This is a genomic window from Nonlabens sp. SCSIO 43208, from assembly GCF_050703575.1.
Classification (GTDB): Bacteria; Bacteroidota; Bacteroidia; order Flavobacteriales; family Flavobacteriaceae; genus Nonlabens; species Nonlabens tegetincola.
In genome coordinates this window covers 624888-646902 of record NZ_CP065365.1, presented here as the reverse complement: position 1 = coordinate 646902, position 22015 = coordinate 624888, and the positions used below count along the sequence as shown (strand labels likewise).

The 22015-nt window shown below is 35.7% G+C and carries 20 protein-coding genes and 2 tRNA genes; 14 read left to right on the top strand and 8 right to left on the bottom strand.

The features are described from left to right. The first annotated feature begins 183 nt into the window (after positions 1 to 183). Positions 184 to 1287 carry a DNA polymerase IV gene (gene dinB, locus I5168_RS03145; protein ID WP_105017743.1) on the top strand — a complete coding sequence of 368 codons (1104 nt, stop codon included), beginning with the start codon at positions 184 to 186 and terminating at the stop codon, positions 1285 to 1287. A gap of 62 nt (positions 1288 to 1349) precedes the next feature. Further along, a complete protein-coding gene (locus I5168_RS03140) occupies positions 1350 to 1856 on the top strand; it encodes a PAS domain-containing protein (RefSeq protein WP_052510254.1) in 507 nt (168 codons plus the stop codon). Positions 1857 to 1896: 40 nt separating this feature from the next. On the opposite strand, the gene pyk is transcribed toward I5168_RS03140, so the two are convergent. The 5 genes from pyk to I5168_RS03115 all read right to left on the bottom strand — a co-directional run bounded on the left by pyk (position 1897) and on the right by I5168_RS03115 (position 6251). Then, positions 1897 to 3327, bottom strand: coding sequence for a pyruvate kinase (gene pyk / locus I5168_RS03135; protein ID WP_042276437.1), 1431 nt, complete (start codon positions 3325 to 3327; stop codon positions 1897 to 1899). Continuing rightward, entirely contained in the window at positions 3328 to 3810 is a 483-nt protein-coding gene (locus I5168_RS03130) for an IPExxxVDY family protein (RefSeq protein WP_431472391.1), read from the bottom strand. A gap of 184 nt (positions 3811 to 3994) precedes the next feature. Further along, positions 3995 to 4741, bottom strand: coding sequence for a ribonuclease III (gene rnc, locus I5168_RS03125; protein ID WP_042276433.1), 747 nt, complete (start codon positions 4739 to 4741; stop codon positions 3995 to 3997). A gap of 15 nt (positions 4742 to 4756) precedes the next feature. Continuing rightward, positions 4757 to 6004, bottom strand: coding sequence for a beta-ketoacyl-ACP synthase II (fabF, locus tag I5168_RS03120; RefSeq protein ID WP_042276431.1), 1248 nt, complete (start codon positions 6002 to 6004; stop codon positions 4757 to 4759). A 10-nt stretch (positions 6005 to 6014) separates the two neighbouring features. Beyond that, positions 6015 to 6251: an acyl carrier protein gene (locus I5168_RS03115; RefSeq protein ID WP_042276429.1), complete on the bottom strand. Its 237-nt coding sequence runs from the start codon at positions 6249 to 6251 to the stop codon at positions 6015 to 6017. Positions 6252 to 6406: 155 nt separating this feature from the next. Here I5168_RS03115 and purN point away from each other — a divergent pair, with 155 nt between their 5' ends. The 6 genes from purN (at position 6407) to murI (ending at position 12629) form a co-directional block, all read left to right on the top strand. Continuing rightward, positions 6407 to 6970: a phosphoribosylglycinamide formyltransferase gene (gene purN / locus I5168_RS03110; RefSeq protein WP_060523374.1), complete on the top strand. Its 564-nt coding sequence runs from the start codon at positions 6407 to 6409 to the stop codon at positions 6968 to 6970. Next, on the top strand, positions 6970 to 7449 hold the full coding sequence (gene rnhA / locus I5168_RS03105) for a ribonuclease HI (RefSeq protein WP_431472390.1): 480 nt from the start codon (positions 6970 to 6972) through the stop codon (positions 7447 to 7449). The genes purN and rnhA overlap by 1 nt, the downstream gene beginning before the upstream one ends. Before the next feature lie 76 nt (positions 7450 to 7525). Beyond that, positions 7526 to 7756: a FeoA family protein gene (locus I5168_RS03100; protein ID WP_042276422.1), complete on the top strand. Its 231-nt coding sequence runs from the start codon at positions 7526 to 7528 to the stop codon at positions 7754 to 7756. Next, entirely contained in the window at positions 7749 to 9869 is a 2121-nt protein-coding gene (gene feoB, locus I5168_RS03095; RefSeq protein WP_105017738.1) for a ferrous iron transport protein B, read from the top strand. Before I5168_RS03100 ends, feoB begins: the two co-directional genes overlap by 8 nt. Before the next feature lie 212 nt (positions 9870 to 10081). Further along, positions 10082 to 11731, top strand: a complete 1650-nt coding sequence (locus I5168_RS03090) for a hypothetical protein (protein WP_431472389.1) — start codon at positions 10082 to 10084, stop codon at positions 11729 to 11731. Positions 11732 to 11843: 112 nt separating this feature from the next. Next, the gene (murI, locus tag I5168_RS03085) at positions 11844 to 12629 is read left to right on the top strand and encodes a glutamate racemase (RefSeq protein ID WP_431472388.1); all 786 of its coding nucleotides are present in this window, start codon (positions 11844 to 11846) and stop codon (positions 12627 to 12629) included. Positions 12630 to 12633: 4 nt separating this feature from the next. Here murI and I5168_RS03080 read toward each other — a convergent pair whose 3' ends face one another. Both I5168_RS03080 and I5168_RS03075 read right to left on the bottom strand, forming a co-directional pair. Further along, positions 12634 to 13359, bottom strand: a complete 726-nt coding sequence (locus tag I5168_RS03080; RefSeq protein ID WP_060523371.1) for a LytR/AlgR family response regulator transcription factor — start codon at positions 13357 to 13359, stop codon at positions 12634 to 12636. 12 nt (positions 13360 to 13371) lie between these two features. Beyond that, entirely contained in the window at positions 13372 to 15597 is a 2226-nt protein-coding gene (locus tag I5168_RS03075) for a histidine kinase (protein WP_431472387.1), read from the bottom strand. Between the two features lie 195 nt (positions 15598 to 15792). On the opposite strand from I5168_RS03075, the gene I5168_RS03070 reads away from it, so the two are divergent. The 6 genes from I5168_RS03070 (at position 15793) to I5168_RS03045 (ending at position 21430) form a co-directional block, all read left to right on the top strand. Next, a complete protein-coding gene (locus I5168_RS03070) occupies positions 15793 to 16821 on the top strand; it encodes an SIMPL domain-containing protein (protein WP_338349853.1) in 1029 nt (342 codons plus the stop codon). 12 nt (positions 16822 to 16833) lie between these two features. Continuing rightward, positions 16834 to 17169, top strand: coding sequence for a hypothetical protein (locus I5168_RS03065; RefSeq protein WP_431472386.1), 336 nt, complete (start codon positions 16834 to 16836; stop codon positions 17167 to 17169). 2 nt (positions 17170 to 17171) lie between these two features. Continuing rightward, entirely contained in the window at positions 17172 to 18341 is a 1170-nt protein-coding gene (locus tag I5168_RS03060; RefSeq protein ID WP_431472385.1) for a vWA domain-containing protein, read from the top strand. A 177-nt stretch (positions 18342 to 18518) separates the two neighbouring features. Further along, a complete protein-coding gene (mutS, locus tag I5168_RS03055; protein ID WP_431472384.1) occupies positions 18519 to 21134 on the top strand; it encodes a DNA mismatch repair protein MutS in 2616 nt (871 codons plus the stop codon). A 92-nt stretch (positions 21135 to 21226) separates the two neighbouring features. Then, positions 21227 to 21298: transfer RNA gene (locus tag I5168_RS03050), tRNA-Gly, on the top strand. A 46-nt stretch (positions 21299 to 21344) separates the two neighbouring features. Further along, a tRNA-Leu gene (locus I5168_RS03045) sits at positions 21345 to 21430 on the top strand. Between the two features lie 117 nt (positions 21431 to 21547). On the opposite strand, the gene I5168_RS03040 is transcribed toward I5168_RS03045, so the two are convergent. Then, on the bottom strand, positions 21548 to 21961 hold the full coding sequence (locus tag I5168_RS03040; protein WP_105017729.1) for a hypothetical protein: 414 nt from the start codon (positions 21959 to 21961) through the stop codon (positions 21548 to 21550). Between the last annotated feature and the right edge of the window lie 54 nt (positions 21962 to 22015).

The window sequence follows — 22015 nt, the reverse complement described above, 5'->3', positions numbered from 1 at the left end:
AATCACTATTATTTTTATTCATTATATAGACAAAATACAAATAAAATAGATAAAATGATTATAAATGCATTAATGCTATATTATAGTTAACAATGAACATATAAATTAAGATAAATGCAAATAGGTTAAATTAGTTGTTGCTCCATTTTTTTGATTTGCTTATTACGATATTTGTAGTTGAAAATGTCAAACGAATCACATCAAGTATCTAGAAAAATTATTCATGTTGATATGGATGCTTTTTATGCAAGTGTCGAACAGCATGATAACCCATCATTACGAGGTAAACCTATAGCTGTAGGTGGTAGTAGTAAGCGTGGAGTAGTAGCTGCAGCAAGTTACGAGGCTAGAAAATATGGTGTGCGTAGCGCTATGCCCAGTGTGACAGCTGCACGATTGTGTCCTCATTTAATTTTTGTAAAACATAGGTTTGATCGCTATAAAGAAGTGAGTAATCAAATAAGAGAAATATTCCATGATTATACTGATCTAGTCGAACCTTTATCACTGGACGAGGCTTATCTAGATGTTACGGCAAATAAATTTAATTTTCCCAGTGCTACTATAATAGCTTATGAAATTCGTAGGCGTATTTATGAAACTACTGGTCTTACCGCCAGTGCTGGCATCTCCATAAATAAATTTATTGCTAAGGTTGCCAGTGATATAAATAAACCTAATGGTCAAAAAACAATAACTCCTGATCAAGTGGTTTCTTTTTTAGAAAAATTAGAAATCAGAAAGTTTTATGGTATAGGAAAGGTAACCGCAGACAAAATGTATCAACATGGAATCTTTACTGGCGCCGATTTAAAAAGTAAGTCCTTAGAATATCTTGCAGAGCATTTCGGTAAAAGCGGTAGGCATTATTTTAATATTGTACGAGGTATTCATAATAGTCCCGTACAACCTCATAGGATACGTAAATCTCTAGGAGCAGAGCGTACTTTTGCCGAGAATATTTCTAGCGAATTATTTATGAAAGAGCGCTTGCAGCAAATAGCAGGCGAAATAGAAAAACGCATTGAAAAATCTGATGTTGCTGGTAAAACGGTAACGCTCAAAATCAAGTACAGTGATTTCAAAACTCAAACCCGTAGCATCACCTTACCCTACTACATTAGAGATAAGGAGACTATACTGAGAACTGCAATTGAGTTGTTAGAACAAGATCGCTTTCGCGAAAGCGTAAGGCTATTAGGTATAACCCTTAGTAATCTTAATAATGATCAATCTGAACAAGATGAACATGAAATTGAAGAGGTACAATTAGATTTTAAGTTCTAGTACAGTAACTTAATTTTATCTAGTACATTTTCATACTTAACTATCTTGCACTACATTTAAGTATGACTTTCAAAAACACACAATTTACAATCATACATCATGATTTGAAAACAACACCACTAATTCCTTGGAAGGTTGTAGGTAAATTAATGTGGGATCTTACACCTAGAATATTGAATAAAATGGACGAGATAGCCAGGAAATATGATTGGCATTTTAATTATTTTGTTGATGGATACAGCCATTCTACGGACTATTCGGTTATCATTACTGGATCGGATTTAAAAATCGTATTTGCGTCTAAGAATATTGAAGATTTGACAGGTTATGACCCTTATGAAATGGTGGGACAAACTCCAAAAATATTGCAAGGTGTTAATACTGATCTAGATGCTGTTGAGCGTACTCGTGAGGCTTTGATATCCGGTATAGCTTTTAAAGCTAGGTTGCTTAATTATAAAAAAGACGGTGTAGAATACGGTTGTGAGTTGGATGCTTTTCCTATATATAATGGAAATGGAGTTCTCACTCATCATATAGCATTTGAAAAAGAATATAAGTTGATATAAAAAAAGCCGCATCAAACGATGCGGCTTTATTTTAGTTAAGTTATTCCACTTCGGTAACTCTTAAGGTATTTACCATTCCTTTATCAGTTACAGGCATTGCGGCTAGATTAATCAAGAAATCTCCCTTGGCAACAAATCCTTTTTCTTTAGCAAACTTGTTTACATCTTCAATAGTCTCATCAGTACTCACAAACTTTTCATACATAAAAGCTTTTACGCCCCATAGCAAGCTAAGTTGAGTTAAAATTCGTTCATTTGAGGTGAACGTGAGTATGTGTGCATCTGGTCGCCAGGCGCTTATTTGAAAAGCAGTGTAACCAGAATTGGTCATGGTAGTTATGGCTTTGGCATCTATTTCATTTGCCATTTTGGCTGCGTGATAACACACTGACTTAGTGATGTATCGTTTTGTTCTTATGTGTGGTGGTTCATAAGGAACTTTTATTAAGTCACTGTCTTCTACTGATTTACAAATACTTGCCATCTTTTCAATAACTTGTACAGGATACTTACCTACCGATGTTTCACCAGAAAGCATTACGGCATCAGCTCCATCCATAACAGAATTTGCTACATCATTTACCTCTGCTCTAGTAGGAGTAAGACTAGTAATCATAGTTTCCATCATTTGAGTGGCTATAATTACGGGTATACGTGCTTTTTTAGCTTTTAATACAAGTTGTTTTTGAATAAGAGGAACTTCGTGTGCAGGTATTTCTACTCCTAGGTCACCACGTGCTACCATAAGACCATCGCAATATGCTACTATTTTATCAATGTTTTCTACTGCTTCAGGTTTCTCAATCTTGGCAACAATAGGAATTTTATTTTCACTATTTTCCTTAATCAAGTCTTGCAGTTCCATCAGATCTTTGCTGTGACGCACAAATGACAATGCCATCCAATCTACCTGAAGTTCACAAGCAAATTTTGCGTCTACAATATCTTTTTCAGTAAGAGCTGGTAGTGAAATATTCGTTTGTGGTAAGTTCACTCCTTTTTTTGAACGTAAAGGACCACCTTGAATAACTTTGGCAACTACTTCATCTTGTTTATTAGTAGATTTTACTTCAAATATTAGTTTACCATCATCTAGAAGTATGCGTTCACCTTTTTGAACATCTCTCGGAAACTGTTCATAATTCATATAAACACGTTCCTTATTTCCTTGAAAAGGCTCTCCAGTTACAAACGTGATTTCATCACCAGGTTGTACTACTACTTCTTCTGCCATAACACCTACTCTTAATTTTGGGCCTTGTAGGTCTCCCAAAATTCCTGTAGTATAACCGTGTTCTTTATTTAAGTCACGAATCATTTGAACGCGCTCTCTTACATCATCGTGATCGGCGTGTGAGAAATTAATTCTAAATACATTTACACCAGCTTTCATCATATTAAGGAGTGTTTCCTTGCTTGATGTTGCTGGTCCTAGTGTGGCTACTATTTTAGTTTTTTTAGATGTCGGCATTTATTCAAAGATTAAATAGTCTTTATTTTTCAATTTAAAATAATCTAATAAATAACAGCTTGTGAAAGTCTGGGCTTTATTTAGATCATTTATTAATTTTTGCACAGGATAGCTCATGTTATTCTGTTCTATTTTAAGGATAAAATCAACCTTATGATATTCCTTAAGTAATGTCACGGTAATTTCCTCTTCATCTATAGTTTCAAAAAGCCCTGTGCCAGATACTCCTTTTAAAACGCCCTTAAACCTATTGGCAACTAGATAAAGTTGAGTTTGCAGTTTCTCGTCATAATCCTTGTACACAGGAAACGTTGCTATTATCCTATCAGTAAACAGTTCATGATCTGTTTGTTTTCTTTCAAAACAATGATCACTGTGCTTATTGATATAATACGCAACACGATAGGCAGGTAGGCTTGAGTGAATTCCTATAAGAGAAACATCCTCTTCTTCTTCCCAATCACTTAATTTAAAAGTTGCCATAAGCGAGATGCATAACCACACAAATATATTTAACTACTTGATAAATTAAGAGTGTAAGATGTTGTATTACCGTTAATTCTTTACGAAAACGATATAGGGATTTTTTATATTCTTGATAGCCAAGGAAAGGTCTTCCTTTCCCTACAGGAACTTATAAAAATAGAAGATTATAGGGTAAGCTATGTTATCGCTTTCTATTGTTCATTTTATCTTGTAAAGCAAAGTAGGCTCTTTTACTTGCTTTCTCTTCAGCTTTTTTCTTACTTGTGGCTCTAGCTTTGGCAATAACCTTGTTATCTAGGTATAACTTAACAGCGTAGTGTCTAAGTTCACTTGCCCCAGTATCTTCATAGGTATGATAGCGAAATTGCTTTTTATGCTTTTGACACCACTCAATTAATAAGCTTTTATAGGAGATAATTTTGCCTTCTAATTTTTGAATGTCCACGTAAGGTTCGATAACCTTGTTTTCAATAAATCGTTTGCAAAACTTGTATCCACGGTCTAAATAAACGGCACCTACTAAGGCTTCAAATAGGTTTCCATGGATGTTTCTTCCAAAGTTTTCTACGGGAACCTGAGCTTTAATAAAGTGGATAAGTTCAAAGTCTTCTCCTAATTCATTAAGATGTTCACGGCTTACGATTTTAGATCTCATTTTTGTGAGATATCCTTCGTCACCACTAGGAACTTCATTATAAATATATTCGGCGATTACAGCGCCCAAAATTGCGTCGCCCAGAAACTCTAGACGTTCATAACTTATGGCAATGCCATCTTCAGTCTTTTCACCTGTGGATTTGTGAGTAAAGGCTGTATGATAAAGAGATACATCTTGAACTTTAAGACCTGTAATATTTTGAACTGAAACCGCTAATGGATCTACGGAAGATTTTGAACGATTTGAAAATATTTTACGGAATCTATTCATTCAAAACAATAGCCATTAAATCTTTCTGAAAGCGATACAGCAATTGTGACCACCAAAACCAAAGGTGTTACTCAATGCTACTTTAACTTCTCGTTTTTCAGGTTGATTTAATACTAATTTTAAAGAAGGATCGATATTCTCATCAACAGTGGTGTGGTTAATCGTAGGAGGAACGATGCCTTCTTGAATGGCCATTACACTTGCGATGCTCTCTACGGCGCCTGCTGCTCCTAATAAGTGACCAGTCATAGATTTGGTAGAGTTGATGCTTATGTTAGGAGCGTGATCACCAAATACAGCTTTTATAGCTTTAAGTTCGGCAACATCGCCCAGAGGTGTTGATGTTCCGTGCGTATTTATGTGATCTACATCTTCAGGATTAATACCGGCATTTTGTAATGTGTTTTTCATTACAGCAATTACTCCGGTTCCTTCTGGATGTGGTGCAGTCATGTGGTAGGCATCACTTGAGAATCCACCACCAATAACTTCGGCATAGATTTTTGCTCCACGAGCTTTGGCATACTCATATTCTTCTAGAACAAGAGCTCCAGCTCCTTCACCTAGGACAAAACCATCACGTGTACCATCAAAAGGTCTACTTGCGGTTTCTGGACTTTCATTGCGAGTTGATAAGGCGTGCATAGCATTAAAACCACCCATTCCTGCTTGTGTAACGGCAGCTTCTGATCCACCTGTTACAATTACGTCACAATGTCCTAGTCTAATATAGTTGAGTGCGTCTAGCATCGCATTGGCACTAGATGCACATGCAGAAACCGTCGTGTAGTTAGGTCCCATAAATCCATATTTTATGGAAATATGAGCTGGTGCGATATCTGCAATCATTTTTGGTATAAAGAAAGGATTAAATCTAGGAGTACCATTACCATTGGCAAACGATTTAACCTCTTCTTGAAAAGTTTCCAGACCGCCGATTCCTGCACCCCAGATAACTCCGACTCTGTATTTGTCTACAGAGTCGGTGTCTAATCCAGAGTCAGCTATAGCCTCATCGCCAGCAACCAGTGCATACTGTGCAAAACGATCCATGCGTCTAGCTTCCTTACGGTCTATGAAGTCTTGAACATTAAAATTCTTAACCTCACAAGCGAATTTAGTCTTGAAATGTTCTGTATCAAAATAGGTGATAGGAGCAGCACCGCTCTTACCAGCAATTAAACCTTCCCAATATTCCTGTAAATTGTTACCTATAGGAGTAAGGGCTCCCATTCCAGTAATGACTACTCGCTTTAATTCCATGTAATTAAAATTACGCTTTTGCTTCTTCTATGTATGAAACTGCTTGACCTACAGTAGCTATGTTTTCTGCTTGATCGTCTGGAATTTGGATATCAAATTCCTTTTCAAATTCCATAATTAGTTCAACAGTGTCTAGAGAGTCTGCTCCTAGATCGTTTGTGAAGCTTGCTTCTGCAACAACTTCATTTTCATCTACGCCTAATTTGTCAACGATAATCGCTTTTACTCTTGATGCAATGTCTGACATAATATTCTTTTTTTAATTTTAAATGAATGGCAAAAATAACAAACTTTGTGACAAAACCGTCTTTTACTTATTTAGAGTTAACTTGCCATTGAATTTATTAATCTATTTTATTCTTAACTCTACCAGTCGGGTAACAACAAGCTTGCCATAAATTTATGAAGAAAATTGTAATATTTGCTAGTGGTAATGGGTCTAATGCTCAGGCAATTATAAATCATTTTGAAAATAATGATCAAGTACAGGTAACTCATATTTTGAGTAATAAACCTAACGCATTTGTTTTAAAAAGGGCTACACAAGCTGGTATTGAAGGGATAAGTTTTAACAAGTTCGCTTTCGCGAAAGCGGGATCCATTCATTCTATTTTAAAACAAATTAATCCCGATTTAATCGTGCTAGCAGGTTTTTTATGGAAGATACCAGAGTTTATGGTTGAAGAGTTTCCCAATCGTATAGTTAATATTCATCCTGCTCTATTACCAAAATATGGTGGAAAAGGAATGTATGGAAATCATGTACATGGTGCTGTCCTATCTAACAAGGAGAAAGAAAGTGGGATCACCATACATTACGTAAATGAGCATTATGATGAAGGAGGAATAATTCATCAAGCTACTTGTCCTGTTTTAATGAATGATACAATAGAATCACTTGCAAATCGTATCCATCAATTAGAGCACGAGCATTTTCCAGTAACTATTGAAAAATTACTGTCTTAATGGATGTGGTACACATTTATACTGATGGTTCATCGAGAGGTAATCCTGGTCCTGGCGGCTATGGTATTGTTATGATGGATGTCAATAAAAAAATAAAGAAGGAATTTTCTCAAGGTTACAGAAAAACGACAAACAATAGAATGGAGCTGCTTGCAGTTATCGTAGCTCTAGAAAAGATCAAAAAACAACCCGTTGATATTACTGTTTTTTCAGATAGTAAATATGTGTGTGATGCAGTAAATAAAAAATGGATCGATGGATGGATAAGACGTCAATGGAAAAACGTTAAAAATCCCGATTTATGGAGACGTTTTATAAGAGCTTACAATCGTGCACCTGCAAAATTTCAATGGGTTAAAGGTCATAATAACAATCCTATGAACGAGCGCTGTGATCAACTGGCAGTAGACGCCGCTCTCAATAAATCCACTCACCTAATTGATGAAGGTTTTGAACAGGTGGATAAGGGATTATTTTAATCTTAACAAAGCATTAATTTCTTCAAACTCAATTTCTACCTTATTTTTGCTTATTCAAATTAAGTCTAAATAACAGTTGAGCATAACAATAGCCCATTTAAAAAGAGGTGAAAGCGCCATCATACTACATTTTAATGAAATTGATGTTCCATTAAAATTATTGGAAATGGGATGTTTGCCAGGTAATGAAGTAACCGTAATGCAAAGTGCTCCATTTCAAGATCCTATTTACCTAAATATAAATGGTACTCACCTAGCTATACGTAGAGAAACGGCCCAAAAAATTTCTGTAGAACGTTATGGCTAGATCGATTAAAGTTTCTCTTATAGGTAATCCAAATACTGGTAAAACCTCATTGTTCAATAGATTGACTGGACTCAATCAAAAAGTAGGTAATTATCCTGGAATTACGGTTGAAAAAAAGGAAGGTATATGCAAATTAGATCGAGGAATTAAAGCTCATATCCTTGATTTACCAGGCACCTATTCTTTAAATACAACCTCACTAGATGAAAGTGTTGTTATAGAAACTTTACTTGATCGTACCTCTAAAGATTTCCCTGATGTTGCTGTCGTGGTAAGCGATGTAGAAAACCTAAAACGCAACCTTTTACTTTTTACTCAAATAAAAGATTTAGAGATTCCTACAATTCTTGTCATTAATATGGCCGACAGGATGAAAAGGAAGGCAATTTCTCTAGACATTAAGCAATTAGAGGAAGACTTAAAAACGAAAGTTGTTCTAGTAAGTTCTCGCAAGAATATGGGAGTAGAGGAGCTTAAAAAAGCTATCACTGATTTTAAAAGTTTAGATATTGAGCCTTGTGTTAACGCCTCGGTCATCGATCCTGTATATTTTGAGCGACTTAGAAAGGCCTATCCTAATCAGTTGCTGTACAAGTTGTGGTTAGTAATTACACAGGATGTCAATTTTGGTAAGATTGATAGAAATCGCGATTTAACTGATCTTAAAACCACGTCTTTTGAAATTAAATCTGAAGCAGATTTAAAGAGATTACAGCACAAAGAAACTGTTGTGCGTTACCAATTTATAAATGGTCTACTTAAAAAGGCGCTGTCTATAGATACCGCAACAGCCAAAGATTTAAGATCAAGACTGGACCGTATACTGTTGCACAAAATTTGGGGTTACCTAATATTTTTTACTGTGTTGCTAGTTATTTTTCAAGCTATCTACGATTGGTCTGGTTATCCTATGGATTTCATTGACGAGTCTTTTGCTAGTTTGAGCAGCTGGTTGTCAAACAAGTTACCTGCTGGACCCATAGCCGACTTGCTGTCCGAAGGTATAATACCTGGATTAGGCGGTATTGTCATTTTTATACCACAAATAGCTTTTCTGTTTTTATTCATATCAATTTTGGAAGAAAGCGGTTATATGAGTAGGGTAGTTTTCTTGATGGATCACTTGATGAAAAAATTCGGATTAAGTGGTAAAAGTGTTGTTCCTTTAGTTTCTGGAACAGCCTGTGCAATTCCAGCAGTTATGGCTACTCGTAACATTGAAGATTGGAAGGAGCGTTTAATCACCATTTTAGTGGTGCCATTTACGACCTGTTCTGCTAGGTTGCCTGTTTATCTTATTATTGTAGGATTGGTTATTCCTGAAGGTAGCATTTTAGGTGGTTTATTAAGTTACCAAGCGCTTACTTTAATGTTGCTGTACCTATTAGGATTTGCTACAGCGATTCTAGGAGCTTGGGTGCTTAATAAGATCTTACCAATTAATAGGAAGTCGTTTTTTGTTATGGAAATGCCTGCCTATAAGCTACCCATACTTAAAAACGTCCTTTATACAGTACTTGAAAAAACAAAAAGTTTTGTCTTTGGTGCAGGGAAAATTATAATGGCAATCTCCGTTATTCTATGGGTATTAGCAAGTTATGGTCTAGGCGAGCAATATACTAATGCAGAACAAATTGTTACAGAAAAGTACGAGTCAGAAAATTTAAGTGAGAAAGACTTAAATCAAAAGATCGCATCCCATAAATTGGAATACAGTTTTATAGGATATATAGGTAAAGGAATAGAGCCGGTAGTAGCCCCATTAGGATATGACTGGAAGATAGGTATTGCCATTGTAAGCTCATTTGCAGCAAGAGAAGTGTTTGTAGGTACTCTAGCTACAATTTATAGTGTAGAAAGTGATGGAGAAGATGAACTTACTATTAAAAACAGGATGAAAGAAGAGGTTAATCCCATTTTGGGAGGACCATTGTTCAATTTTGCTAGTGGTATCTCTTTGTTGCTTTTTTATGCATTTGCCATGCAATGTATGAGTACTCTAGCCATTGTAAAACGAGAAACCAATAGCTGGAAATGGCCAGCCATCCAATTTGTAGCGATGACGGTTATAGCCTATGCTAGTGCCTTGGCTGCATTTCAAATTTTAAAATAATGTATACTGCTCAAATCATTGTAGTCGTAATTCTATTTGTTATAGCCCTGTTGTGGTTGTTACGCAAGTATATAGGGCAATCTAAAGACTCAAACAATTGTGGTAATGGTGACTGTGGATGTAAGTAAGATAGTGGATTTTCTCGGTTAAATAAGAGTTTTAACGAGTTTAAGATTCTGTCTTATATTCGTGAAAAATTTTAACCAACCAATATGAAAACAAAGTTATCGTTGCTATTGTTCCTATCAATAGCTTGTTTTACTTACGCTCAATTAAGCTCTGTAGGAAATGTCTCACTACAATTTGGTAGTCATGTTACAGCGCCAAAAGGTGATGTGATTAAAGTGGCAGGTGAAGTAGATGGGGTAAGATATGCTCTAGCAAAACACAAGAAAAAATTCTTTATTCAAACCTTTGATGCCTCTTCAAACGATTACCTTAAGTGTAGTAAGGAGTTGAAGATAGAAAAAATAGGAAAAGCTCGTGTTAATATCGAGGACATGGAAATCATCGATGGTAAACCATACATCTTTGGAAACTATTACGATAAAAAAGCAAAACAAGACATCCTTGCAGCATTTCCAATTAAGTCTAATCTTACTCTCGGCAAGCCTATAAAAGCTGTAGCTATTGATGTAGAGAAAAAAAGTAAAAGAGGTTATTTTTTCTATAAACCATCATATGACGAGCGCAATTATATAGTAACTTATGTAACTGTTCGTAGCTGGGAAGAATCACTTACATATGATGTAACACTGCTAAACGGCGATATGAAGACCGTGTTTACAAAGCATAATGAGCAAGTGTTTAAGGACAGGAAAGATCTTGACTTTAGCTTTGACGATTTTATCGCAAATGAATACGGTGATGTATTTGTTGTTATTAGTGATTCCTATAGAGATAAAAAGAAAAGAACTACAGTAACAAGATTGATGATACATGCTTATTATGCAAATAATAATTATGAAATGACTGAGATTCCTGTAGATCTTAAAGGTAAAAAAGTGGTTAATTGTAATATGTTAAACACCTTACAAGGTCGTTTACAATTAGTAGGTTTCTACTCAAACCTTACAAAACGAGGTCGATCAGAATATAGAATTGAAGGTATTTTCAACGTAAGCGTTGATACGGAGACTAATTCAGTCGTAAAAAACAATTTCAATACATTTACTTATGATGTAAAGAAAAAATTAATCGGTGAACGTAGAGCCAAAAAAGGTAAAAACTTACTTCCTTTTTATCGCAATACTCATATCATTGAAAGAGATAATGGTGGTATAATCGTGATGTCAGAGTTTTATCAAACATTTGTTGGACAAAGCTCGGGTATAGGACCACTAGCCTTCACTCCCATTACTTACATTACTAATGAAGTTATCGTGTCAGCCATGGATGCTGAAGGTAACTTAGAATGGAGTAATGTATTGCCTAAAGAACAAAAAGTAACCGTGACTCAACTATCTATTGGATTTTTTGCTGTTGGTGGTGGGAACGGAGTAAACATTGCTGCAGGATTTATGTTTCCGCTAGGAGTGCTTAATGAGGGACCAGAGTATTTAAGCTCGATTGCTATGTATGAAAAAGGGAAACTATCTGTACTTGTAAACGATGACCCTAAAAATATTGGAATCACTGAAATGGATGACATGCGCAAGGTGCGTAATGTAAAAAAAATGATTCCGGTGTTGTTTGAATTTGATGATGCCACAGGAAAAATGACTCGTACCGATCCTGATGAATACAAGAAAAAGCAACTTGTTTTACGTCCTGCTATTACCTATAGAAAGGCCCCAGGTGAATACGTTATTTTTGCCAGCAATAAGGATAAAAAGAACTTAGGAACTCTTTACCTCAATTAAACATTGGGAAGTTTATTAAAATAGAAGCCTTAACTTAAGTTGGGGCTTTTTTTTACGCTTTCGCGAAAGCGAACTATAACTACTTCCATTATACTTTCTTATTTTTACAATAATGAGTAAACAGCCTTTAGGTTTTTTTGATTCTGGAGTAGGTGGAACCAGCGTGTGGAAAGAAGTAATCAAATTATTACCACACGAAGACACGATTTATCTAGCTGATTCTAAAAATGCACCTTACGGTAGACGTAGTAAGCAAGAAATCATTGAGCTGTGTGTCAAAAACACGGAATATTTATTGGATCGTGGATGTAAATTAATAGGGATTCCTTGTAATACAGCCACTACAAATGCTATCTCCTATTTACGTGATAACTACGATGTGCCTTTCATTGGAATTGAGCCCGCAATAAAGCCAGCGGCACTTAATTCGACTACAAAAAAAGTAGGTGTGCTTGCTACAAAAGGGACGTTATCCAGTGAACTTTTTAATAAAACACATGCAGAGTTTACTACGCATGTTAATACAATTGAAATCGTAGGCACAGGAATTGTTGAACTAATTGAAGCCGGAAAAAAGGATACTGTACAAATGCGAGAACTACTTATAGGAATTATTGAACCTTTCATGATTTCTGGTATAGACTATTTAGTTTTAGGTTGTAGTCATTATCCTTACATCAAAGATCATCTTGCTGAATTGCTACCAGCGAGAGTGAAAATAATTGATAGTGGTGAAGCTGTTGCTAGACAAACCTTACATGTACTTAAAAACGCTAATCTATTAAACTTAAAGAAAGAATTAGGGCATCATTACTTGTATTCAAATCTTAAAACTGACGTACTTTCAGAATTAACCACCGAGGTAAGTAATAAATCAATTAGACTATTAGATTTTTAAACCCTTATTTGAAGTAACTAAACAGCGATGATTTTTTACTAGGGCTTACTGATAATTCAGTATTTGCTACTATCACACTACCACCTTTTCCTTTTTTATAGGCAGTTACATGGCTGGTGTTTATAAGGTAAGATTTATGTATACGGCAAAACCCTTTATCGTCTAGTAACTCTTCAAAATGCTTAAGTGTTTTTGAAACAAGTTTGGTGTCATTAGTCAAATGAACGTGGGTATAGTTATCGTCTGCCTGACAGTATGTTATTTCATTGATAGCAAGAACTTCAAAACCTTCTTGAGTAGGAATAGTTATTTTGTCTTCTAGAACAGGACTACTAGCATGTAATTTTAAGTCTACTTGTAATTCTTCTTCTCGTGCTCTTATATTCTTGACAGTGTCAACAGCTTTAATAAGTTCGTCAATTTCAATTGGTTTAGTTAAATAGTAGGCTGCCTGCATGTTGAGAGCGTCTTTGGCATATTGATCATAGGCTGTGACAAAAATAGTCTCAAAGTCTTTTTGACCTACTTTTTCTAGTATGTCAAAGGCTGTCCCATAGGGCAATTCAACATCTAGAAAAACTAAATCCATATCTGTTTTTCGTAGTACTTGTAAGGCTTCATCCACATCGGTTGCTTGTGCAATTACCTCTACTTCGGGACAGTATTTTGATAAATAGTTTATGAGAATTTCTCTAGAAATTTGCTCGTCTTCTACGATTACAGCTTTCATGGTTTTGATAGATTAGTTTATTATAACAATCACTGTTGTCCCTATATCGGGCTTAAGATTAGCATCTTCTACAGTAAGAGTGATGTTTTTATTATGAAGTTCATTAAGTAAGTCGATACGATTTTTAATATTGCCTAGACCTTTTGAATCTCTTTTCTTTTGATGTTTCGTTTTAAGCTCTTTGGATTTTTCTCTACCTATCCCATTATCCTGTATTACTACTTTAATCCCAGATTGATTATGCGGTTCAAAACTTACTTTAAGCAGGCCCTTTTCCTTTTTGTATCGTAGGCCATGCCATACAGCGTTTTCAATTATTGGTTGCAGTAGCATAGGTGGAACAGGAATATTAGACTCCTTTATAGATGGGTCTACACTTAATTCAAATTCAAATTTGTCCTTAAATCTCTCATGTTCTAGATGTAGGTAAAGATTGAGCAACTCAATTTCCTTACTAGCAGGAATAAAGTCTAATTCACTGTTTTCTAGCACGCTTCGCATTAGTTTGGAAAAATCTGCTAGATATTTATTGGCTTTACGTTCATCATTAGTAGCGATAAAGTTATTGACTGAATTAAGCGCGTTGAAAATGAAATGAGGATTCATTTGACTGCGCAGGGATTTAAGCGCTAGTAAATGATTATTAATTTTTTGCTGTTTATTGTTACGGTACATGAAATAGGCTAACGTAAGAAGCAGGATTACAGCGGCACCTAGTGAGTAGATAATCCAGCGCTGTCTGCGATTTGCTTCAATGGACAATGCCTGTTCTGCACTTGCTAGGGCTAGTTTATTGTCAGTCAGTTTACGGTCTTTTTCTAGAGTGAGAATACGTGTTTGTTTTGCGACTAATTCTTTGGCATTGCGAGTAGCTTCTTCTAATTGATTTTCTTTCTCAAGGTACAATTGGTCGACGGCTTCAATGTACTTTTCACTGTAGGATAATGCCTTGCTAGAGTTTCCTTTAATTCGATATAATTTTGAAAGCTCTTTAGATGCATCTTTTAATACATCTAGATCCTCGTTTTTCTCGGCTTCATTCAGACTTTTTAAATAGTAATCAATAGCATCATCAATTTTGTTTTGCTCTTTAAGAGCGGTAGCAATTTTAAGTTGCTCTTTTTGAAGAGTAAGCTTTGGTGCCTCAGGAGTAATAACAGCTGTTTTATTTGACAAATTGCTAGGATCTGAAAAAGTCTCACGATCAGGTGTTATCGAGTCCTTTTCTTTGGCTTCTTCTTCAAACAGCTGTATGTTTTTTTTACGCAGGGCAATCTCCTTGTCATATTGCTGGTTAGCATTATAAAAATCGGCAGTTTGAGATTGGGTTACTATGGTATTTGAACGACCTTCAACGGTAGAATTTGAAATGGCTTTATTAAAATATCCTTCAGCTTTTTCAGTTTGTCCAGCGCGATCAAGATTGTTTCCTATTTTAGTATTTAGGGTGGTTACCTCATTTAAGTTACCTACTTCTTCAGAAAGTAGTAATGCCTTTTGATACACAGCAATGGCTTGTTGTTGATCGTTAGTTGCAGCATAAGCATCTGCTAGACCTTTTAAGCGTTTAATTTCATCATCCTTGTTTTTAAAAGGACCTAGTTCAATAAAAGCCTTTATGGATTCTTGATAATTACCATTTTCTCTTAAAGCTGAGGCTCTTTTTAGGGAGACACTTTTATTTGCAATAAAGTTTATTGACGCTTTAAAATTGTCAATTGCAAGATCATATTGTTTATTATTAAAGTATAAGTCACCTAATTTTTCATAGGCTACGGCCTGTTGTCGTTTTGATAATGATTTTGGATTGTTTGATAAGGCGGCGATTAGGAAATCTGCCGTTTTTTTTGGATCCTTATTAAAATATACTTGGGCACTATCTATGGCTTGTGAGTAAGTAAGATTATTTAAGGAATCATCCTCATCAGTTACCCTAATCTCTAAATCGTCGTTGCTGTATACAGTATGATAAACAGTTTCAAAATCAATACCTCGTATAACTAATCTATCTCCATAATTGGCAGGAATTTGAAAATTCCCGCGACTATCTGTACTGGCGTATCTGCCATTTGGACCTTCAATATTAACTCCTACAATAGGCTTTCCATCTTCCGTGAGTACTCTACCCGAAATGGATAGGCTTGTCTGCTCTGTTTTGGTTTTAGAAAACTTGGACTGCGCATTTAAGGACGTGCAGCTTATAAGTAATATTATTATGACAAGAATCTTTTTCATCATGTGGTAAAACTAGTCATTATTAATTTGATAGTTACTCGTCAAGTTCCTAGAATGGGCCGATTTAAGGGTTTTTATTATGCTTTCGCGAAAGCGTACTCAACACCTACAATACTTCACTCATTCAAACCTATCGTTTACTCATTATAACTGTGATACACGTAGTTCAAGCCGGTACATTTGATAAAAATAATTGACATGAAAACTATTCTATGTATCTGTTTTCTAGCTGTATGCAGCGCTATACCAGCCCAACACCTAGGAAATTTTAATAATCAAGCGGTTCAAATGGATATCTCACGTGCAAATATTGCTACTTCCATGGGTAACGGATATATCAATCAACAAAAGCGCCACCATTCTCAACCCTTGCAACCTAGTAATGTACTTACCTTAAATTTAAAATCCTTATACAATATTGAAGCTACAGATTATACCGCGGTTTTCAATATCAACCAAGTAGGTGCAAGTGCTCAGGAGGCAACAGATTTAATGAATCAAAAAGTAGATGCTATAAAAGCAGCTCTCAAACAAGATGGATTCACAGGACAGTTTTCCATGGATATGATCTCGTTTGTACCGCAGTATGAGATAGAGGTTACTAAAAAATTATTTTCCAAAACTTACACCGAGGTTCCTGTAGGATTTGAGCTGCAACAAAATCTATTGATTAGTTACAAAAACGACGATGACTTTCAAAAAATTCTCACTGCATGTGCAAATAATGAGGTTTATAACCTAGTCAAGGTAGATTACTATGTGAATAACCTAGACGAGATCTATAAAAAACTGCAAGAAAAGCTGTTAGAAGAAGTTAGTGCAAAAAAGAATTATTATGAAGCATTAGGTTTTGATATGAGTACCTACGATGTTTTCATGGCCGATAAAAAGTACTATCACGTGCCTAAGGATTATTACCGCAGTTACCAAGCTGCCGAAAATGTAAGTGTAGAAGCTGCTCAAAAAAAGAAAGTAACCAGAGTAAAAAAACCGACTTCCTATTACTACGACCCAATCTCTTACGATGGATATGATGTTGTGGTTAATGCAGGTATATCAAAACCTGTAATACAACTGGGCATGGATTTGAGCTTAAGATATCAACCAAAACCAGAAAAACCTAAGGAGCCTAAACCGGCGCCACCTGCACCTGCACCACCTAAACCTAAAGTATATGTGATCTCGCCAGATGGACCAGTTCACATTAAACAAATGCCGGATTCTTAAAAATATAGAAAGATGAAAAAACATGTGTGTATTATGCTATTCCTGCTAGCAACTGTTTTAAGTCATGCACAGGAGCGAGAGGCGATTGTGGTAAATGATAGCTTACCTAAACAGTTCATTGTTTACGGTTTGGTGCCGCCTTCCAGAGACGATGTCAAGGAATTCGAAGATAAATTTGGAGTTAGCTCTATATCAATGGGATGTGTTATTGATCCACTATCGTTAGTAAAAGCTACTAAAAACAATTGCGCAATAGCTGCCTATTTGGATCAAAAGTATGGCAGTGTATGGCGCGAGGAGATTAAATATCATCCCTATGGACTGGTCTTAATAAATAAAAATAAATAACTATGAAAAAGAAAATATTGATGCTAGGACTAGCTTTAATAAGTATAGCATGCAACGCCGAGAAAAAAGAAACCGAGGTGCGACTTTCGATTAATCAACAAGCACCTATTGATCAACCGGTTGATAGATCCCAAAAAGCAACCATTCAAATCGCTTTATTATTAGATACGAGCAATAGTATGGATGGACTTATCAATCAGGCAAAATCTCAGCTGTGGGATGTGGTCAATAAAATGACTTCGGCTCATTGTAACGATCAACAGGCAGGATTAGAGATTGCATTATATGAGTACGGGAATTCTGGCCTTTCTGAAAAAGACGATTACATCAGACAGGTGTTACCTTTTTCTACAGATCTAGATATGTTGAGTAAAGAGTTATTTGCCTTGCGCACTAATGGCGGTGACGAGTATTGTGGAGCAGTAATTGACAACTCTATAAAGAAACTGGAATGGCGTGATGGAAAACAAGATCTTAAAATGATTTTTATCGCAGGAAACGAAGTTTTTACACAGGGAACAATTTCGTTTAAGGAGAGTATCATTGATGCGCAAAAAAAAGATATTACAGTAAACACCATTTTTTGTGGTGAATATCAAACGGGTATAAACCTCAAGTGGAAAGAAGGTGCTTCACTAGGTAATGGAGAGTACACTAATATTGATGCTAATAAAAGAACGGTGTATGTCGCGACACCTTATGATGATAAAATTTTGGAACTTAATAATCAACTCAACTCTACCTATATCGCTTATGGTGATTATGGTAATCAAAAACAAAAATTGCAAATTGAGATGGATGTTGAGGCAATGGTTGTGTCTGAAGAGGTTCAGGTAAAAAGATCGGTAGCAAAATCGTCTTCGAATTACCAAAATGCGAGCTGGGATCTTGTCGATAATGCAGGTGATGACAAGCTTTTGAAAAAGATTATAAAAGAAAATAAATCTACTTTACCAGATTCACTTAAGAATAAAAGTGTGGATGAGGTGGTCGCTTTCGCGAAAGCGGAATTAAAAACTAGAAAACAACTACAAAATCAAATAGCTGGGTTAAACATAAAACGTGAAAAGTACATTAGTGAGCAAAATATGGCCGAAGGTAATGGCTTAGAAACAGCCATTTTTAAGGCGATCCAAAAGCAAGCAGAAAAAAAGAGCTACACGTGGAAATAAAGGGTTGAATTTTGAGTTTTAATAGAAACGTGCTGTTTGTAGCTTTCTACTGTGTTTAATTGAAGTAGAAAACAGCACGTTTTGCTTTTTACAAAATGTGGAAAAAAGAACCTGCGTTGAATAGCGCATCACGACACGTAATTGTACCTTTGATTTTCATCAGAAATAAAAAAGGTTTTGGCTTCAAAAGCAAAAAAGGTTACCCCATTAATGCAACAATACAACAGGATAAAAAGTAAGTATCCCGATGCTTTATTGTTGTTTAGGGTAGGAGATTTTTATGAAACCTTTGGTGAGGACGCAGTAAGAGCAGCGCGCATATTAAATATAGTCCTTACTAATAGAAACAATGGTGGTGAAAAGACTGAACTTGCAGGGTTTCCACACCATTCTTTAAACACCTACTTACCCAAGTTAGTAAGGGCAGGTGAGCGTGTTGCAATTTGTGATCAATTAGAAGACCCAAAATCAGTAAAAGGTATTGTTAAGCGTGGAGTAACGGAATTAATTACACCTGGAGTAGCGCTTAACGATGAAGTGCTGTCTTCAAAATCGAACAACTTTTTAGCAGCAATTACCTTTTCAAAAAACATTTACGGTGTTGCTTTTCTAGACATTAGTACTGGTGAATTTTTAGTGTCTCAAGGTAATAAAGAGGAAGTTGATAAATTATTACAGAACTTCAACCCTAGTGAACTGCTCGTGCCACGTAGCTTGAAGAAAGAGCTTGCACAAAAGTTTCCTTATGACTTGCCTTTTTTCCATCTTGAAGACTGGGTTTTTCAAATAGATTATTCACGAGAATCACTTTTAAATCATTTTAAGGTAAATTCTTTAAAAGGATTTGGTGTAGAAAACCTAGAAACTGCGCTTATTTCGTCTGGAGCGATTCTACATTACCTTGCCGAAACTCAACACAACAAAATAGACCATATAGCTAGCATTTCCCGTATTGAGGATGATAACTACGTATGGATGGATAGGTTTACTGTGCGTAACCTGGAGCTTTATCAAGCGCTTAGTTCAGGCGCTGTCACACTAATTGATGTGATTGATAAAACCACTACCGCGATGGGTGGTAGGATGTTGAAAAGATGGATGGCTTTTCCTCTAAAAAGTATTCAGGAGATCAAACGTAGACATGATGTAGTAGAGTTTTTTACAAAACAAATAGAACAACGTGAGAGTGTTAAGGATCTTCTTAAGCAAATGAGTGATTTAGAGCGATTAGTGTCTAAAGTCGCTACAGGCAAAATTTGTCCACGAGAGGTTGTTCAGCTTAAAAATAGTCTCGAGGCTGTAGCGCCTATTAAAGAGCTTGCTCAAACGGCAGGAAACAAAGCACTTAATATAATTGGCGAACAATTAAATCCATGTTTACATTTGATAGACACTATAAAAAGTGCTATACATGAAGAAGCTCCTGTAAATATTTTAAAAGGGACCACAATTGCATATGGATATCATAAGGAATTAGATGATATAAGGGAATTAGCAACTTCTGGTAAGGAATATCTTGATAAAATGCTAGAAAGGTGTTCTCAAGAAACCGGTATTTCAAGTCTAAAAATAAGCAGTAATAACGTATTTGGATACTATATTGAGGTGAGAAATGCTCATAAGGATAAGGTTCCAGATACCTGGATTAGAAAGCAAACCCTAGTAAATGCAGAGCGTTATATTACTGATGAATTAAAAGAGTATGAAAGTAAAATTTTAGGTGCAGAAGAGCGCATTAATGTTTTACAACAAGAATTGTATGAAGAGGTGGTAAGAGAAATAATGCCTTTTATTAAAGCAATTCAACTAAACGCACAGTTATTAGGAAAGATAGATTGCTTAATCTCATTTGCAGATCATGCCATGATTTCCAATTATGTTAGACCAGAATTACTGGAGGAAGACGTTTTGGAAATAAAAAGTGGTCGTCATCCGGTAATTGAAAAAATGCTACCAGCAGATACTCCTTATATTCCTAACGATGTTAGGTTGGATAGGGAATCCCAGCAAATAATTATGATTACTGGACCCAATATGAGTGGTAAATCTGCTATTCTTAGGCAAACTGCACTTATAGTGTTATTAGCCCAAATAGGAAGCTTTGTTCCTGCGGAGAATGTTCAAATGGGAATTGTAGATAAAATATTCACCCGTGTGGGCGCTAGTGATAATATTTCTCAAGGAGAGTCAACATTTATGACAGAAATGAATGAGAGCGCTAGTATTCTTAATAACATCTCTGAAAATAGTTTGGTGCTTTTAGATGAAATCGGTCGTGGGACTAGTACTTATGATGGTATTTCTATTGCTTGGGCTATAACTGAATATTTGCACGAGCATCCTTTTAAACCTAAAACCTTATTTGCAACTCACTACCATGAGCTTAATGAGATGACGGACAAATTTGAACGTATCAAAAATTATAATGTTGAGGTTAAAGAACTTACTGATAAGGTTCTTTTTATGCGTAAGCTAGTTCCAGGCGGTAGTCACCATAGTTTTGGAATTCACGTAGCAAAGATGGCAGGAATGCCACAGCAAGTCATTCTTAAAGCAAATAAAATTCTAAAGACGTTAGAGCACTCTCACAAGCAGCAAGATGATCAAAATGCAATAAGTGCTTTACAGGATGAGGAAATGCAACTTAGTTTTTTTCAACTAGACGATCCGTTGTTAGAGGATATTAAAAATGAAATATTACAGGTTGATATTGATACACTTACCCCAGTAGAAGCTTTGATGAAACTTAATGAAATAAAGAGGATGTTGATTGGTAAAAACAAAGTAGATTAATAATTTTTCATTTTTTTCTTTGACTTGTGATTAAAGTTGTTAAATTTGCAATCCGATTTGAAAAAGTCGATTGTTCATCAACAAAATGAATTGCGAAAGTAGCTCAGGGGTAGAGCATCACCTTGCCAAGGTGAGGGTCGCGGGTTCAAATCCCGTCTTTCGCTCTAAGTTCGATTAATACGAATTAAACAGTGCCGCGGGCACTTCCATGCTGAAGTGGTGGAATTGGTAGACACGTTGGACTTAAAATCCAATGGGCAGTAATGCCCGTACGGGTTCAAGTCCCGTCTTCAGTACTTATAAAAGCTCCTGTAATTTCAGGAGCTTTTTTATTATATTAAAATAAAAATGTTTCCAATAAAAAAATCCGCTGGAACCCCAGCGGATTTTTTTATGAATTAAAGTTTGAGAATTTACTTACCAGTAACTTTTTTGGCAGCATCTTTCATTCCTTCTTTAGCATCTCCAGCGGCTTTTTTCATATCATCACCTGCCTGCTCTAGTGCCTCTCCAGCATCTTTAATACCTTCTTTTGCTTTTTGAACTCCTTCTTTAGCAGCACCTTCAAGGTTTTCTGCTGCATTATCCATCGCCTCTCCAGCCTCATTTAATCCTTCCTTAGCGTCTTCCATTGCTTCATCAGCAGTTTCCATTGCCTTATCAGCAGCATTTTCTAATCCTTCACCAGCCTCTTCTAGTCCTTCTTTTGCGCTATCAGTAGCATTTTCAACACCATCTTTCGCATCCTCCATTCCTTCTTTAACTTCTTTACAGCTTACTGCAAAGATCATTGCTAGTGCAGCAGCACCCATTAATAATTTTTTCATTTTTTGTTTATTTTGATAATTGATTTAACAAATGTATGTTTTTTAAGAAAACTA

Coding starts and splice junctions, on each gene's coding strand:
- I5168_RS03090 (WP_431472389.1), top strand. CDS start 10,082: ATGAAAACAAAGTTATCGTTGCTATTGTTCCTATCAATAGCTTGTTTT.
- I5168_RS03040 (WP_105017729.1), bottom strand. CDS start 21,961: ATGAAAAAATTATTAATGGGTGCTGCTGCACTAGCAATGATCTTTGCA.
- fabF (WP_042276431.1), bottom strand. CDS start 6,004: ATGGAATTAAAGCGAGTAGTCATTACTGGAATGGGAGCCCTTACTCCT.
- rnc (WP_042276433.1), bottom strand. CDS start 4,741: ATGAATAGATTCCGTAAAATATTTTCAAATCGTTCAAAATCTTCCGTA.
- feoB (WP_105017738.1), top strand. CDS start 7,749: ATGGCTAGATCGATTAAAGTTTCTCTTATAGGTAATCCAAATACTGGT.
- murI (WP_431472388.1), top strand. CDS start 11,844: ATGAGTAAACAGCCTTTAGGTTTTTTTGATTCTGGAGTAGGTGGAACC.
- I5168_RS03140 (WP_052510254.1), top strand. CDS start 1,350: ATGACTTTCAAAAACACACAATTTACAATCATACATCATGATTTGAAA.
- I5168_RS03080 (WP_060523371.1), bottom strand. CDS start 13,359: ATGAAAGCTGTAATCGTAGAAGACGAGCAAATTTCTAGAGAAATTCTC.
- I5168_RS03130 (WP_431472391.1), bottom strand. CDS start 3,810: ATGGCAACTTTTAAATTAAGTGATTGGGAAGAAGAAGAGGATGTTTCT.
- rnhA (WP_431472390.1), top strand. CDS start 6,970: ATGGATGTGGTACACATTTATACTGATGGTTCATCGAGAGGTAATCCT.
- I5168_RS03075 (WP_431472387.1), bottom strand. CDS start 15,597: ATGATGAAAAAGATTCTTGTCATAATAATATTACTTATAAGCTGCACG.
- purN (WP_060523374.1), top strand. CDS start 6,407: ATGAAGAAAATTGTAATATTTGCTAGTGGTAATGGGTCTAATGCTCAG.
- I5168_RS03060 (WP_431472385.1), top strand. CDS start 17,172: ATGAAAAAGAAAATATTGATGCTAGGACTAGCTTTAATAAGTATAGCA.
- I5168_RS03070 (WP_338349853.1), top strand. CDS start 15,793: ATGAAAACTATTCTATGTATCTGTTTTCTAGCTGTATGCAGCGCTATA.
- pyk (WP_042276437.1), bottom strand. CDS start 3,327: ATGCCGACATCTAAAAAAACTAAAATAGTAGCCACACTAGGACCAGCA.
- I5168_RS03065 (WP_431472386.1), top strand. CDS start 16,834: ATGAAAAAACATGTGTGTATTATGCTATTCCTGCTAGCAACTGTTTTA.
- I5168_RS03115 (WP_042276429.1), bottom strand. CDS start 6,251: ATGTCAGACATTGCATCAAGAGTAAAAGCGATTATCGTTGACAAATTA.
- dinB (WP_105017743.1), top strand. CDS start 184: ATGTCAAACGAATCACATCAAGTATCTAGAAAAATTATTCATGTTGAT.